The 13445-nt window shown below is 71.5% G+C and carries 13 protein-coding genes; 9 read left to right on the top strand and 4 right to left on the bottom strand.

All coding sequences use genetic code 11. The features are described from left to right. Window positions 1-38 precede the first annotated feature (38 nt). Complete coding sequence (locus ACZ5WG_RS24905) at window positions 39-1289, top strand: hypothetical protein (protein WP_468726035.1); 1251 nt, start codon at window positions 39-41, stop codon at window positions 1287-1289. 18 nt (window positions 1290-1307) lie between these two features. Continuing rightward, on the top strand, window positions 1308-1811 hold the full coding sequence (locus tag ACZ5WG_RS24900) for a DoxX family membrane protein (protein ID WP_266996619.1): 504 nt from the start codon (window positions 1308-1310) through the stop codon (window positions 1809-1811). On the opposite strand, the gene ACZ5WG_RS24895 is transcribed toward ACZ5WG_RS24900, so the two are convergent. Together ACZ5WG_RS24895 and ACZ5WG_RS24890 are read right to left on the bottom strand one after the other, a co-directional pair. Further along, window positions 1757-1981, bottom strand: a complete 225-nt coding sequence (locus tag ACZ5WG_RS24895) for a hypothetical protein (protein ID WP_468726034.1) — start codon at window positions 1979-1981, stop codon at window positions 1757-1759. The two genes, ACZ5WG_RS24900 and ACZ5WG_RS24895, sit on opposite strands and share 55 nt — an antisense overlap. After that, window positions 1968-3326, bottom strand: coding sequence for a PspC domain-containing protein (locus ACZ5WG_RS24890; RefSeq protein WP_468726032.1), 1359 nt, complete (start codon window positions 3324-3326; stop codon window positions 1968-1970). Before ACZ5WG_RS24890 ends, ACZ5WG_RS24895 begins: the two co-directional genes overlap by 14 nt. Before the next feature lie 131 nt (window positions 3327-3457). On the opposite strand from ACZ5WG_RS24890, the gene ACZ5WG_RS24885 reads away from it, so the two are divergent. The 5 genes from ACZ5WG_RS24885 to ACZ5WG_RS24865 all read left to right on the top strand — a co-directional run bounded on the left by ACZ5WG_RS24885 (window position 3458) and on the right by ACZ5WG_RS24865 (window position 8837). Next, the gene (locus tag ACZ5WG_RS24885; RefSeq protein WP_468726031.1) at window positions 3458-4753 is read left to right on the top strand and encodes an ATP-binding protein; all 1296 of its coding nucleotides are present in this window, start codon (window positions 3458-3460) and stop codon (window positions 4751-4753) included. Continuing rightward, window positions 4750-5442 (top strand): LuxR C-terminal-related transcriptional regulator, encoded by a 693-nt coding sequence (locus tag ACZ5WG_RS24880; RefSeq protein ID WP_030290583.1) that lies wholly within the window; start codon window positions 4750-4752, stop codon window positions 5440-5442. Before ACZ5WG_RS24885 ends, ACZ5WG_RS24880 begins: the two co-directional genes overlap by 4 nt. 155 nt (window positions 5443-5597) lie before the next feature. Further along, window positions 5598-6710: an alpha/beta hydrolase gene (locus tag ACZ5WG_RS24875; protein WP_468726030.1), complete on the top strand. Its 1113-nt coding sequence runs from the start codon at window positions 5598-5600 to the stop codon at window positions 6708-6710. A gap of 116 nt (window positions 6711-6826) precedes the next feature. Continuing rightward, window positions 6827-8122, top strand: a complete 1296-nt coding sequence (locus ACZ5WG_RS24870) for a hypothetical protein (RefSeq protein ID WP_468726028.1) — start codon at window positions 6827-6829, stop codon at window positions 8120-8122. 1 nt (window position 8123) lies between these two features. Then, entirely contained in the window at window positions 8124-8837 is a 714-nt protein-coding gene (locus tag ACZ5WG_RS24865) for a hypothetical protein (protein ID WP_468726026.1), read from the top strand. Window positions 8838-8862: 25 nt separating this feature from the next. On the opposite strand, the gene ACZ5WG_RS24860 is transcribed toward ACZ5WG_RS24865, so the two are convergent. Both ACZ5WG_RS24860 and ACZ5WG_RS24855 read right to left on the bottom strand, forming a co-directional pair. Continuing rightward, a complete protein-coding gene (locus ACZ5WG_RS24860) occupies window positions 8863-9915 on the bottom strand; it encodes a C40 family peptidase (protein ID WP_468726024.1) in 1053 nt (350 codons plus the stop codon). A gap of 136 nt (window positions 9916-10051) precedes the next feature. Then, a complete protein-coding gene (locus ACZ5WG_RS24855; RefSeq protein ID WP_468726023.1) occupies window positions 10052-10405 on the bottom strand; it encodes a hypothetical protein in 354 nt (117 codons plus the stop codon). A 130-nt stretch (window positions 10406-10535) separates the two neighbouring features. On the opposite strand from ACZ5WG_RS24855, the gene ACZ5WG_RS24850 reads away from it, so the two are divergent. Together ACZ5WG_RS24850 and pcrA are read left to right on the top strand one after the other, a co-directional pair. Further along, on the top strand, window positions 10536-10838 hold the full coding sequence (locus ACZ5WG_RS24850) for an ArsR/SmtB family transcription factor (protein WP_468726021.1): 303 nt from the start codon (window positions 10536-10538) through the stop codon (window positions 10836-10838). A gap of 85 nt (window positions 10839-10923) precedes the next feature. Next, window positions 10924-13416, top strand: a complete 2493-nt coding sequence (gene pcrA / locus ACZ5WG_RS24845; RefSeq protein ID WP_468726019.1) for a DNA helicase PcrA — start codon at window positions 10924-10926, stop codon at window positions 13414-13416. The last annotated feature ends 29 nt before the right edge of the window (window positions 13417-13445 follow it).

Genomic DNA, 13445 nt, shown 5'->3' with positions numbered 1-13445 from the left:
TAGTTCAGAGAGGCGGCACGCACGTGGCTGTCCAAGAGATGTCCCGAAGCACCCACGGCGGCACCTGCACCTGCGACGACTGCCCGCACGGCGCGCAGGAGGGGCACCGGCGCGCGGTCGTCGCGTTCACGGAGAAGAGGGACGAGTTCGCCGCCGGCCAGGGCCTGCCCGCGGCGGTGGCCCGCTCCGCCGGGGCGTCCCGGCAGTGGGTCTCCGACGAGCTGACCCTGTCGGCCCGTACGGTCGCCGACCGGGGCCGGGAGGCCGGCAACTCCTGGCTGTACCTGTTCTCGCGGCGGGCCGTGCTCGCCGTGTGGATCGCCGCCGGGGTGCTGCTGCTGGTGCAGGTCGGCACCGCGCTCGGCACCGGCTGGTCCACGGCGCGCACCGCCGGGCTGCTCGCGGCGGTGGTCCTGGCCGGGCTGCTCACGGTCGCCGCCCGGGCACAGTCGCTGCGGGGCGGGCTGCTCGCCCCGCTGGTCGGCGAGGACAACCGGCTGTCCACCTCGAAGGCGGTGCCGAGCGCGTGGGTGGTGCTGACGGCGTTCGCCGCGCTGCTGCCCGCGCTGCGGCTGGCGGCCTCCTCGCCCGGGCCGGAGCGGCAGGCACTGTACGCGGGGCTCGCGCTGGGGCGGGCGCTGCCGCTGCTGGCGGTGGTCGCGCTGACCTCGGCCGTGGCGGTGCTGGTGCGCCGGGTGGTCACCGTACGGATCATGGGCCAGCGGATGCAGAAGCTGCCGGCGGACCGGCCGCGCGGGGTCGACCTGCTGACGGACGACGCGGGCCGCGGGAGCTTCCCGGACGCGCAGTACGTGCTGGTCTCCACCGTGGTGCTGGCCTTCGCGGCGGTGTCGATGGCCCGGTTCCCGGACCGGCTGCCGCGGCTGCCGTGGGCGCTGGCCATGCTGGTGGCCCTGTCGGCGGCGGTGTACCTGGCGGCGAAGTACGCGGAGGTGACCCGTCCGCTCGTGCTGTCGGTGGTCCGCAGACGGGAGCCCGGCGACCTCGACGCGGCCATCCGGCCGGGCGACGACATCGAGATCCGCGGCGTGGGCTTCGTACCGCCGGGGGCGCAGACTCCGGAGATGCTGGCCCGGCTGGTCGTACGGGTCGGCGCGGTGCACGTGCACGTGCCGCTGGTGCCGGTCGCGGGCGGGTTCACCAACCCCTCGGACTCGGTCCTGACGGTGCCGGTCCCGGCGGAAGTGGAACCCGGGCGCATCGAGGTCCAGGTGGTCACGGCCGCCGGAGTGGAATCCAACCGTTGCACCATCGACGTGGCCGAGTGAACGGGGTACACATGGGGCGTGACCCGAACTGATGTCCCTTCCGCCGCCCCGGCCGGACTGCGGGAACAGGCCGCCCGGTACGCCCTGCTGCCGCTGCGGATCTTCCTCGGCGTGACCTTCGTCTACGCGGGCCTGGACAAGCTGACCGACTCCGCTTTCCTGTCCGCCTCCGGCCCCGGCTCCATCGGCGAGCTGATGCACGGCGTGCGCGACACCTCCGCGATCCCCGCCCTGGTGGACTGGGCCCTGCTCTCGCCCGTCGGCTTCGCCGTGGTGCTCGCCATCGGGGAGCTCCTCGTGGGCCTCGGCGTCCTGGCCGGCCTGCTGACCCGGATCGCCGCCACCGGCGGAGCGCTGATCTCGCTCAGCCTGTGGCTCACGGTGTCCTGGCAGGTGTCCCCGTACTACTACGGCAACGACCTGATCTACCTCATGGCCTGGATCCCGATGATCCTGGCCGGTGCGCCCTACCTGTCGCTGGACTCGGTGATCCGGTCGCGCCGGTCCCGGCGTACGGCGTAGGTCACCACCCCGACCAGTGCGGCCAGGCAGAGCCCGCCCATGGTCATCGGGATGACCAGGAACCAGGGCAGGTCGGCCTCGCCGGTCGCGTCGAGCAGGTACAGCACGCCCGCGGCCACCAGGACCAGGCCGGCCAGCAGCCGTCCGGGCTGGAACTCATGACGCGGCACGGGCCACCTCCACCTGTCCGACACCTGCGTTCAGGTGCAGCTCGATCGTTCCCCCGGCCTCGGTGCCGGCGGGCGGCTTCAGGGTCGCCTGCTGGGTTTCGCCGCCGCTCTTGATGCGTACGTCCTGACCGGTCTCCCCGGGCATGTGGATGTCGCCCAGCTTCACCGAGACGTCGGCCTGCGCGGTGACCTCGCGGGGCACGATCACCTTGAGCCGGCCCGCCTCCGCGGTGGCGCGGACGGACAGGGTGGTGCCCTTCGGCACGTCCAGCCGGCTCAGGTCCAGCGTGGCCAGCCCGGTGCCCGCCGTGTAGACGGGCTTGACGTCGGCCACCGCGGCCGGCCGCCATTCCACGGCCTTCCAGTCGGTGCCGATCTCGCGGGGCAGCGCAGAGGCCCCGGCGAGCAGCCCGGCGGTGATCATCGCGAGCAGGACGGTGCCGAAGCCGGTGCGGCCCTTGACCGAGCTGACCGCGAGGCCGAGACCGAAGACCGCCAGGGCCGAGGCGAGCCCGATCTGGAGGGCGTGCGAGAGGGTGCTGCCCTGCCAGACCGAAGCGGTGGCGGCGCCCCCGGCCAGCAGGGCCAGCACGAACACCCGGCCGCCGATGCCGCCGCGCGGGACCCTCGGGGCGGCGGCCCGCTCGGGCACCGCCGCGGCCCTGCCGCCCGCGGTGTCCGCCGCGGCCTCGGCGGAGTCGTCCGGGCCCCACAGGTATCCGGTGGAACCGACGGGGCCGGTGGTGCCGTCCTTGACCAGCGGGTCCCGCCACCAGGAGGGGGTGCCGGGCACGGGCGGAGCCTGGGTCTCCGGCGGGCCCGGGCGGTGGGCCGCCTGGGGCTCCGCCTCGGGGGCGGCGGCGGCGCGGCGGCGCTGCGACCAGTACGAGGCCCCGCCGAGGGCCAGGATGACCAGCACGGAGAACACGGCCAGTCCGCCGTTGTCCAGCATCGACAGGAACAGCGCGCAGCCGACCAGGGCCGCGAACACCGCGGCCAGGGTGGCGCCTTCGACCCGGCCCGTCAGCAGCTTCTTCGCCTCGCTGTCGTCCTCGCCCTCCACCGGCAGCAGCAGCCAGGCGAAGCCGTAGAAGATCAGGCCGACGCCGCCGGTGACCGCGAGGACGCCGAGCACGATCCGGAAGATCGCCGGGTCCAGGTCGAAATACCGGCCGAGGCCGCCGCACACGCCCGCGAGAACCTTGTCGCGCTTGCTGCGGCGCAGGGGCGGACGGTCGGCGGCGCGATCGGCGGGCCGGTCGGCGGGCCGGTCTGCGGACCGGTCGCCCGGCGGCGGTGCCGCGCCGGCACCGGCCGGCGACGGCGGGGAGTCGTGCTTGGTCATGGATCCATGGTGACGGGCCGCCGCGCCCCGCGGCACCGGGCCCGACCCTGGCACAACCCTGATATCCCCCCTACAGAACTGGGGGGATGCCCTGATGCCCCGCGTGCCGCGCGCGTGTGACCATCAGGAACATGCCCGTTTCCGCCGCCCCCCGTCCCCCGCACGCAGCAGAAGCCGACGAACCGCCGCAGCGCAAGCTCTACCGCAGTGCCGACGGCCGGATGCTCGGCGGTGTCGCGCGCGGTCTCGCCGGGCACCTCGGGCTGCCCGTCATCTGGGTCCGGCTCGCCTTCCTCGGCCTGTTCATGTGGGGCGACGGGCTGGGCGTGCTGCTGTACGCCGCCTTCTGGGTCTTCGTACCGCTGGGCGTCGGCGGGCGCACCGGCCACCGCTCCTTCTTCGAGACCCTCCCCGACGGCAGCCGGCGCCTGCGCAAGCCCGACAAGGGGCAGATCACCGCGCTCATCGCGCTGTGCATCGGCGCCGGGATCTTCATCGCCAAGGTCCAGGGCGGGGGCGCGTCCGGGCGCTACGTGTGGCCGACGCTGCTGGTCGGCGCCGGCGTGGTCCTCGTATGGCGGCAGGCCGACAACGCCCGCCGCGCCCACTGGGGCGCCGCCGCCGGACGCAACGCCCGACTCCTGCAGATGGCCCGGGGGTTCGCCGGGGTCGCGCTGGTCGGCGTGGGCCTGACCGTGTTCATCGTCGTACGCGGCTCCGCGGCGCAGCTCGGCAACGTGCTCACCGCGGCCCTCGCCGTCCTCGTCGGCATCGCCCTGCTGGCCGGGCCCTGGCTGATCCGGATGACGCAGGACCTCTCCGAGGAGCGCCTGATGCGCATCCGGGCCCAGGAGCGCGCCGAGGTCGCCGCCCACGTGCACGACTCGGTGCTGCACACGCTCACCCTGATCCAGCGCAACGCGGAGGACGTGGGCGAGGTGCGCCGCCTCGCCCGCGCCCAGGAGCGGGAGCTGCGGAACTGGCTGTACAAGCCGGAGGGCACCGGCAAGGACGAGGCCGAGGAGCCGGCCACCCTCGCGGAGGCCGTCAAGAAGACGGCCGCCGAGGTGGAGGACCACCACGGGGTCCCGATCGAGGTGGTCGTGGTCGGCGACTGCCCGCTGGACGAGAAGCTCTCCGCACAGATCCAGGCCGCGCGCGAGGCGATGGTCAACGCCGCCAAGTACGGTGGCGAGGGAGGGCCGGTGCAGGTGTACGCCGAGGTGGAGGGGCAGACGGTGTTCGTGTCCGTACGGGACCGGGGACCGGGCTTCGACATCGACGCGGTACCGGACGACCGCATGGGCGTACGAGAATCGATCATCGGCCGGATGCAGCGCAACGGCGGGACCGCACGGCTGCGGTCCGCGCCCGACGGCGGCACGGAAGTCGAGCTGGAGATGGAGAGGGCGGCGAACGCAGCATGACCGAAGAGACCGGCAGCGGGGGAGTGGCCAGGAACGTCCGGGTGGTGCTCGTCGACGACCACCGGATGTTCCGTACGGGCGTGCAGGCCGAGATCGGCGAGACCGCCCGGACCGGCGTCGAGGTCGTCGGCGAGGCGGCCGACGTCGACCAGGCCGTCACCGTCATCACCGCCACCCGGCCCGAGGTGGTCCTGCTCGACGTGCACCTGCCCGGCGGCGGCGGCGTCGAGGTGCTGCGGCGCTGCGCCCCGCTGATGTCGGCGGCCGAGGACCCGGTTCGGTTCCTGGCCCTGTCGGTGTCGGACGCGGCCGAGGACGTCATCGGGGTCATCCGGGGCGGCGCCCGCGGGTACGTCACCAAGACCATCACCGGGACCGACCTGGTGGACTCGATCTTCCGGGTGCAGGAGGGCGACGCGGTGTTCTCGCCGCGGCTCGCGGGCTTCGTGCTCGACGCCTTCGCCTCGACGGACGCGCCGCCGGTCGACGAGGACCTGGACCGCCTCACGCAGCGCGAGCGCGAGGTGCTGCGGCTGATCGCGCGCGGGTACGCGTACAAGGAGATCGCCAAGCAGCTCTTCATCTCGGTGAAGACCGTCGAATCGCACGTCTCGGCGGTGCTCAGGAAGCTCCAGCTCTCCAACCGGCACGAGCTGACCCGCTGGGCGACGGCGCGCCGCCTGGTCTGATCCGGGGTCCGGGGATCCGGGCACGGCGCACGCGCCGGGCGGGCTGGGCAGGCCGGGCGGGCTGGGCACGCCGGGCGGGAACCCTTGGCCTGTGATTTACGCCGCAGCCACCTGCGGGAACCCGCGCGTACGGCGCGGCACTCTTGGGTGGCGTGATGAGCTTGACGGGGATCCCCCTCTTCGCGACGGTGATCGCCCTCACGGCGATCGCCGTCGTCCTGCCGCTGGCCGTGTGGAGCAAGGTGCGCGGCCCCGCCGTCGTACGCGTGTCGACCCGTGCCCTGATGGTGCTGTTCGCCCAGGTCACCGCCGTTGCGCTGGTGTTCATCGCGGTGAACCGGCAGGAGACCTTCTACAACTCCTGGGGCGATCTGCTCGGCACCGGCAAGTACGTCACCGCCGCCCCCGACCTGGGCCCTGACGGGCTCGGCGGGAAGAAGGCCACGGAGGTCAAGGCGGAGCCGAAGGTGCTCCAGGAGTTCCAGCCGGTCGACGGCCTCGGCGGCCGGGTCAAGAAGACCGAGCTCAACGGCAAGATCTCCGGTGTCAAGGGCGAGGTCATGGTGTGGCTCCCGCCGCAGTACGACGACCCGGCGTTCAAGAACAAGAAGTTCCCCGTGGTCGAGCTGATCCCGGGCATACCGGGGACGGGCAAGTCCTGGTTCCAGGGGCTCAAGGCGCACGAAGTGCTGGAGCCGCTCATGAAGAGCGGCAAGGTACAGCCGTTCATCCTGGTCTCGCCGCGCGCCATGCTGCTGGGCAACGGCGACACCGGCTGCGCGAACATCGCCGGCAAGGTCAACGCGGACAGCTGGTTCAGCGTCGACGTCCGCAAGATGGTCACCGACAACTTCCGGGCGTCGGACGAGGCCCGCACCTGGGGTGTCGCCGGGTACTCGGCGGGCGCGTACTGCGCCGCCAAGCTGGGCATCCTCCACCCCGACCGCTACAGCGCGGCCGTCTCCCTGTCCGGCTACAACGACCCGGGCCAGGAGCCCACCTCGCTGGTCGCCCAGGACCCGGAGATGCGGCGCACCCACAACCTGAAGGCCCTGCTCAAGGCCGCGCCCACGCCGCCGGCGGTCGCGCTGTGGATGTCGGGAGCCGAGCAGGACGGCTACCTGTCCGGCACGGACCTCAAGGCCATCGCGCAGAACCCGACCACGGTGCACGCGGAGAAGGTGGTCGGCGGCCACAACCTCGACTCGTGGTCGAAGCAGATCCCGCAGACCTTCGGCTGGCTGAGCACGCAGGTCAAGGCGCCGTAGGCGGGAGTGACCGGGTCCCGACTGGCCGGGGCGAGGGGAATCGGCGACGATGGAATGGTCCCGGAACGCATGCCGTTGGTGCCGTGCCGCTTCACTGGCCGCCAGCATGGAGGGACATGATGGGTATCGTCGTAGTACTTGCCATCCTCGTGGTCCTCTTCGTCTATCTCGTATGGCAGCTGCGCGGACACGCCAAGGGGAGCAGCAGCCCGCCAGCCAACGAGCAGAGCAGCAGCCCGCCGGTCCACGAGCAGAGCATTCCACCGTTCCAGATCGTGGCCCTGGGCGTTCAGGGTTCGGGGAAGACGCTGCTGCTGGCCAGCATGTATCACCGGCTCCGGACGCCGACAGGCCAGAGCTATTTCCTCACCACATCGCACGCAGATGCGTTGCAGCTCAATCATTGGTTCAGTCAGATGGCAGACACCGCCTGTGCGGACGGCTGGCCACCCGGAACGGCAAAAGGCGAATCGCGGCATTTTTCGTTCACGGTGAAAACGCGCACCGCAGACGGAGCTCTCCCCGTTCTCCGGCTGAATTACCTGGAATACGCGGGAGAACTCCTGACCGAGCCTCAGGCGCCCGGATCGAGAGTGCAGGAAGAGCTGCTCGCCCACATCGAGGAAGCCGACGCACTGATCGGGATCATTGACGGCAACCACATCCGGCAGCATCTGGATGGTGTCGCCGGGGGGCTGATGCGTCTGGAGAAGACCCTCGACGCCTTGGTGCCGATCATGATTGAGGCGACGTGTCCCGTCAGCTTCGTCATCACCAAGTGGGACCTTCTCAGGGATCTGCACCCTGATGAGAGCACCCGGCTGGAACTCGTCCAGGACCTGCTGACGTCCAACGACCAGTTCCAGTCGCTGGTGAAAATCCACGGAGCCGCCCGGGTGGTCCGGCTCATCCCCGTCAGCGCGGTGGGTCCCGGGTTCGCGACGGTCGACTCCACAGGGAGGATCGTCAAGGTGCCCGAAGGCAAAGTACATCCCACGCGCGTGGACGTTCCGCTGTCGGCCGTGGTTCCCGACCTCTTCGACCAGGTCGAGGGCCGGCTCGACAGGGACGTCCGCTCGGCTCTCTACGCCGGGGCGCGTCGACGCAACCAACTGGGCCCTAGGGAGGCGCTTGCCTTCGTGTCCGCTTTCGCCGGCAAGGTGGCAGGCCAGGCACTGCTCGCGGCGTTCGGTGCCTCGGCGGCAACGCTGGCATGGACTGCCCTGCTCGATCTCTTCTTCGACTCCAACGTCAATGCGCGCGAGCAGTCGCAGACGCGTCTGGACCAGGACCTGAGCCAGGCCGAGAAGCGCCTCGAAGACGTTCGGGAAGCGCGGCGGCGGGTCATCGAGGACATGCGCCGCAAAGTGGGAGTCCTGGAAGACCAGTTGCCGCACTCCAGGCTGTCCTGACATGACCGGCCCCTGGTCCCCGCATCAGGCGTGGCCGTTCCTCGTCGCGCGCGGACGCCACCACGGCTACCGGACACTCCTCGCCCCCGACTTCCTCCTCGCCGAGCGCGACTACGGAGTGCTCGACGACTCCGTGATGCCGAGCGCGGTGGACGATCAGGCACAGGTCATGCCCGTGGTCACCAAGGCCGGACGTCCTCTGACGGTCGTGCACGCGACGCACCGGGTCACCGCGGCCGACATCGCGGAGCCGGGAGCGGCCCCCCCGGACCAGCCGCCGCGGGACGAGTACGGCCGCCCCCTCCAGTTGATGTACGGATTCGTCCGCGTAGACGGCGGTGGCGGCGAACCGCACGCGGACGATGTGAACGGAAGCCGTGAGACCGCGCTCCGTGTCTACCGACGGTTCCTCGCTGACGAGGAGGGCTTCACGGTCGAGCCTGGGCGGGCGTTCCCACTGCGCTCGGCCGGCACCCGCCAGCCGTATCCGCGACCGCCCGACGACGGGCCGACCTCAGCCCCACGCCCCTTGCCGAGTCGCACGACCTGGCCGATCCGCGCTGCGATCCTGGTGATCGTCGGGATTCTGATCCTCGTGCTGGCGAAAGGGTGCGGTTGCGGCCCGTTTCGAGAGGATGAGGATGCCGATCCGGACTGTACGTCGGTCAGCGTCGTCGAGCCCACGTGTCGACCCTTCATAGAAGCCCCGCGGTAGCACGCCGGCGGCGGCCCGGGGAGGGCTATGCCGGGCGGGAGGCGCCGGCCCAGGGCATCGAGTCGATCGGGGCCACGCGGACCGTCGAGCCGGGGCGGGGGGCGTGGACCATCTGGCCGTTGCCGATGTACATGCCGACGTGGGTGACCCCGGAGTAGAAGAACACCAGGTCGCCGGGGGCCAGCTGATCGTGCGAGACGCGCTGTCCGGCGTTGATCTGCGTGTAGGTGGTGCGCGGGAGGGAGACCCCGGCCGAGCGCCAGGCCGCCTGGGTCAGCCCGGAGCAGTCGAACGAGCCCGGTCCCGTCGCACCCCACACGTACGGCTTGCCGATCGCCCCGTACGCGAAGGCCACTGCGCGGGCGGCGCGCGTACCGTCCGCGACGGGCGCCGGCGGGGTCGTGGCGCGCGGACCGGCCGGGGCCGCGCCGGCCGATCGGGCCTCGTACGCGGCCCGCTCCTCGGCGGTGAGCTTGGCCAGCAGCCGCTTGGCGGTGCCGAGCTTGCCCTCGATGGTCGCCTTGTACTCGGCGAGTTCGCCCTCGCGGGCCCGCAGGTCGGCGAGCCGCCCGGCGGCCTGGTCCCTGAGCTGTCCGACCTCGTCGAGCCGGCGCCGTACCGAGGAGATCTCGGCGGCGCTGCGGTCGCCGGTCCGGGTGAGGAACGCGGCCCGGTCCAGGTACTCCTGCGGGTCCGCGGCCAGTGCCAGCTGCATGGCGGGTCCCAGGCCGCCGCTGCGGTACTGGCCGGCGGCCAGGGAGCCGAGCGCCCTGCGGGCGGTGTTGAGGCGGTCGGTCTTGCGGGCGGTCTCGTCGCGCAGCCCGTCGAGCGCGCGCTGGGCCTCGTCGGCCTTCACCTTCGCCCCGTTGTACCGCTCGGTCGCAGCCTCGGCCTCCTCGTAGAGCCGGTCCACCTCGGCCTTCACCTGGGAGGGCGTCTGCTGGGGGTCGGCCTGCGAGGTGCCTTCGAAGGCGGTGGCGGTGGCAGCGCCCGCGAGGGCGAGCGTGGCGGCGGTCCGCACGGTGCCGCGGGAGAGCGGGTGGAGCGGGCGCTGCCTGGGCTTTCGGTGACTGGCCACGAGGGCCTCACGTCCTTCCTCGCTCGGGAGCTCGGTGCTTGGAGGAGGACGCTAGACCTGAAGGTAACGGTCGGATGACGAGATGATCGTAAGTGCCCCGACGTGACCCGATGTGACCGGATGTGGCGCTTGCGGATCAGCGCCAGAGGACCGCGATGAAGATATTGACCACGGTCAGTCCGCCGACCGCGCCGAACAGCGCCTTCTCCACCCGCTCCTCGTCGCGCTTCACGTAGACGAGGGCGAGGATCACGAAGAGGACGGCGAGCTTCACGCCGATCTTGATGTTGTTGACATGGCCGCCGTCCATCTCGCGGAAGCCGACCAGCAGGACGCCGGTGACGAGCATCGTCAGCGCGCCGTGCAGCATCGCGGGCACGAAGCGGGCGGTGCCGGCGCTCATCGCCTTCATCTGGGTCAGGAAGCCGCCCAGGAGGGCGGCGATACCGATGATGTGCAGGCCCACGAAGACATTGATGAGTACGTCCATGGCGCCGAGCGTACGGGGGCTCCCGACCGGCCCGGGAAGCGGGTCGGCTCGCGACGGCCAACCTCCGGGAGCTCCTCCGGGAGGGTCCGTTCCGGGGGGTGTCCGTACGAGATCTGCGTACAGTGGCGGCATGCCTGCCGCCGCCGAGCCGACCCACCCCTGCGCCGAGGATCTCGACCTGGCCGAGGTGCTCGCGGCCCTCGGGCACCCCGCCCGCCTCGAGATCGTCCGCAAGCTCGCCTCCGGCGAGGAGACGTTCTGCGGCGAGGTCGTGCCCGACCTGCCCAGGTCCAGCGTCACGCACCACCTCAAGACGCTCCGCGAGGGCGGGGTGATCTGCCAGCGCCCGCAGGGGCGCAGGCTCTGCCTCACGCTGCGCCGGGACGACCTGGAGCTGCGCTTCCCGGGCCTGCTGGAGCTCGTACTCAGGTGACGTGAGGGGGACCACAGGGGCGGGTGCGGTCGATTTTCCGCGGCCGGGGCCGGGTGTCCGTCCCGACCCCTAGACTCGGAAAGCGATGAGCAGCCTCTTTGACGACAGTTTCCTGGCGGACCTCACCCCCTCCGACGAGGTCCCTCCGCCGCCCGAGGAGCACGCCGCCCCGGAGCCGGATGCGGACGATCTCTTCGGGGGCCGCTTCGACGCGCCCATGAGTGGTGACGCGTACTACCGGGACGGCTCCCCGAAGCCCGTCATCGACCCCGCGACCCTCCTGGACGGGCTGAACGAGCAGCAGGCCGCGGCCGTGGTGCACGCGGGATCCCCGCTGCTCATCGTGGCCGGCGCCGGCTCCGGCAAGACCCGGGTGCTGACCCACCGCATCGGCCACCTGCTGGCCGCGCGGGGCGTCCACCCCGGCCAGATCCTGGCGATCACCTTCACCAACAAGGCCGCCGGCGAGATGAAGGAGCGCGTCGAGGGCCTGGTCGGCCCGCGCGCCAACGCCATGTGGGTGTCCACCTTCCACAGCGCGTGCGTGCGCATACTGCGCCGCGAGTCGAAGCGGCTCGGCTTCACCTCGTCCTTCTCGATCTACGACGCCGCCGACTCGAAGCGCCTGATGGCGCTCGTCTGCCGCGACCTGGACCTGGACCCGAAGAAGTTCCCGCCCAAGGCCTTCAACGCCAAGATCTCGAACCTCAAGAACGAGCTCATCGACGAGGACGCCTTCGCCGGCCAGGCCGCCGACGGCTTCGAGAAGACGCTCGCCCAGGCGTACGCGATGTACCAGGGGCGGCTGCGCGAGGCCAACGCGCTCGACTTCGACGACATCATCATGACCACGGTGCACCTGCTCCAGGCGTTCCCGGACGTCGCCGAGCACTACCGGCGCCGCTTCCGCCACGTACTGGTGGACGAGTACCAGGACACCAACCACGCCCAGTACACGCTGGTGCGCGAGCTCGTCGGCACCGGCTACCCGGACCTGCCGCCGGCCGAACTGTGCGTCGTGGGCGACGCCGACCAGTCGATCTACGCCTTCCGCGGCGCGACCATCCGCAACATCCTCCAGTTCGAGGAGGACTACAAGGACGCCACGACGATCCTGCTGGAGCAGAACTACCGCTCGACGCAGACGATCCTCTCCGCCGCCAACGCGGTCATCGAGCGCAACGAGAACCGCCGCGCCAAGAACCTGTGGACCCAGGCCGGCACCGGCGCCGTCATCACCGGCTACGTCGCGGACACCGAGCACGACGAGGCGCAGTTCGTCGCCGACGAGATCGACCGGCTGACGGACGCGGGCGACGCCAAGGCGGGCGACGTGGCGATCTTCTACCGGACCAACGCGCAGTCCCGTGTGTTCGAGGAGATCTTCATCCGGGTCGGACTCCCGTACAAGGTCGTCGGCGGCGTCCGCTTCTACGAGCGCAAGGAGGTCCGCGACGTCCTGGCGTACCTGCGCGTCCTCGCGAACCCGGAGGACAACGTCCCGCTGCGCCGGATCCTGAACGTGCCCAAGCGCGGTATCGGCGAGCGCGCCGAAGCGATGATCGACGCCCTCGCGATGCGCGAGAAGATCACCTTCCCGCAGGCGCTGCGGCGCGTGGACGAGGCGTTCGGCATGGCCGCGCGTTCGACCAACGCGGTGAAGCGGTTCAACGTGCTGATGGAGGAGCTCCGCACGATCGTCGACTCGGGCGCGGGCCCGGCGGTGGTCCTGGAGGCGGTGCTGGAGCGTACGGGCTACCTCGCCGAGCTCCAGGCCTCGACCGACCCGCAGGACGAGACGCGCATCGAGAACCTCCAGGAACTCGCGGCCGTAGCCCTGGAGTTCGAGCAGGCCCGCGGGGAAGACAACCCTGGCACGCTCGCGGAGTTCCTGGAGCAGGTCGCCCTCGTCGCCGACTCCGACCAGATCCCGGACGAGGACGAGGACGGCTCGGGCGTCATCACGCTGATGACCCTGCACACCGCCAAGGGACTCGAGTTCCCGGTGGTCTTCCTGACCGGCATGGAGGACGGGGTCTTCCCGCACATGCGGGCGCTGGGCCAGACCAAGGAGCTGGAGGAGGAGCGCCGCCTCGCGTACGTGGGCATCACCCGGGCGCGCGAGCGGCTGTACCTGACCCGCTCCAGCATGCGCAGCGCATGGGGCACCCCCTCGTACAACCCGCCGTCGCGGTTCCTCGAGGAGATCCCTGCCGAGTACCTGCAGTGGAAGCGCACGGGCGCGGCGCAGAAGCCGGCGGGCCCGATGCGGAGTTCGGGCTCCGGGTACGGGTCGTCGGGCTCGGGCGGCGGCAAGGCCACGTTCGGGACCTCCCCGGAGGCGTTCCTGTCCTCGTCGCGTACGAAGTCGGGGCCGTCCGGGTTCGCGACGCGCCGGGCCGCCGACAAGCCGGTCATCGCGCTGGCGGTCGGGGACCGGGTCACGCACGACCAGTTCGGGCTGGGCACGGTCATGGAGGTCAGGGGCGCCGGCGCGGACGCGCAGGCCACCGTCGACTTCGGGGACGACAAGCCGAAGCGCCTGCTGCTGCGCTACGCGCCGGTGCAGAAGCTGTAACGGGGGGCGGGGGGCCGGGGGATCGGTTC

Source organism: Streptomyces sp. NPDC032745, assembly GCF_055579465.1.
The sequence above is the reverse complement of the archived record's forward strand: the minus strand, read 5'-3'. Positions and strand labels throughout refer to the sequence as shown.

Bases quoted from the DNA above. Each gene is read 5' to 3' on its own strand.
- ACZ5WG_RS24885 (WP_468726031.1), top strand. From the start codon at position 3,458: ATGCCCGTTTCCGCCGCCCCCCGTCCCCCGCACGCAGCAGAAGCCGAC.
- ACZ5WG_RS24875 (WP_468726030.1), top strand. From the start codon at position 5,598: ATGAGCTTGACGGGGATCCCCCTCTTCGCGACGGTGATCGCCCTCACG.
- ACZ5WG_RS24865 (WP_468726026.1), top strand. From the start codon at position 8,124: ATGACCGGCCCCTGGTCCCCGCATCAGGCGTGGCCGTTCCTCGTCGCG.
- ACZ5WG_RS24870 (WP_468726028.1), top strand. From the start codon at position 6,827: ATGATGGGTATCGTCGTAGTACTTGCCATCCTCGTGGTCCTCTTCGTC.
- pcrA (WP_468726019.1), top strand. From the start codon at position 10,924: ATGAGCAGCCTCTTTGACGACAGTTTCCTGGCGGACCTCACCCCCTCC.
- ACZ5WG_RS24880 (WP_030290583.1), top strand. From the start codon at position 4,750: ATGACCGAAGAGACCGGCAGCGGGGGAGTGGCCAGGAACGTCCGGGTG.
- ACZ5WG_RS24855 (WP_468726023.1), bottom strand. From the start codon at position 10,405: ATGGACGTACTCATCAATGTCTTCGTGGGCCTGCACATCATCGGTATC.
- ACZ5WG_RS24890 (WP_468726032.1), bottom strand. From the start codon at position 3,326: ATGACCAAGCACGACTCCCCGCCGTCGCCGGCCGGTGCCGGCGCGGCA.
- ACZ5WG_RS24905 (WP_468726035.1), top strand. From the start codon at position 39: ATGTCCCGAAGCACCCACGGCGGCACCTGCACCTGCGACGACTGCCCG.
- ACZ5WG_RS24850 (WP_468726021.1), top strand. From the start codon at position 10,536: ATGCCTGCCGCCGCCGAGCCGACCCACCCCTGCGCCGAGGATCTCGAC.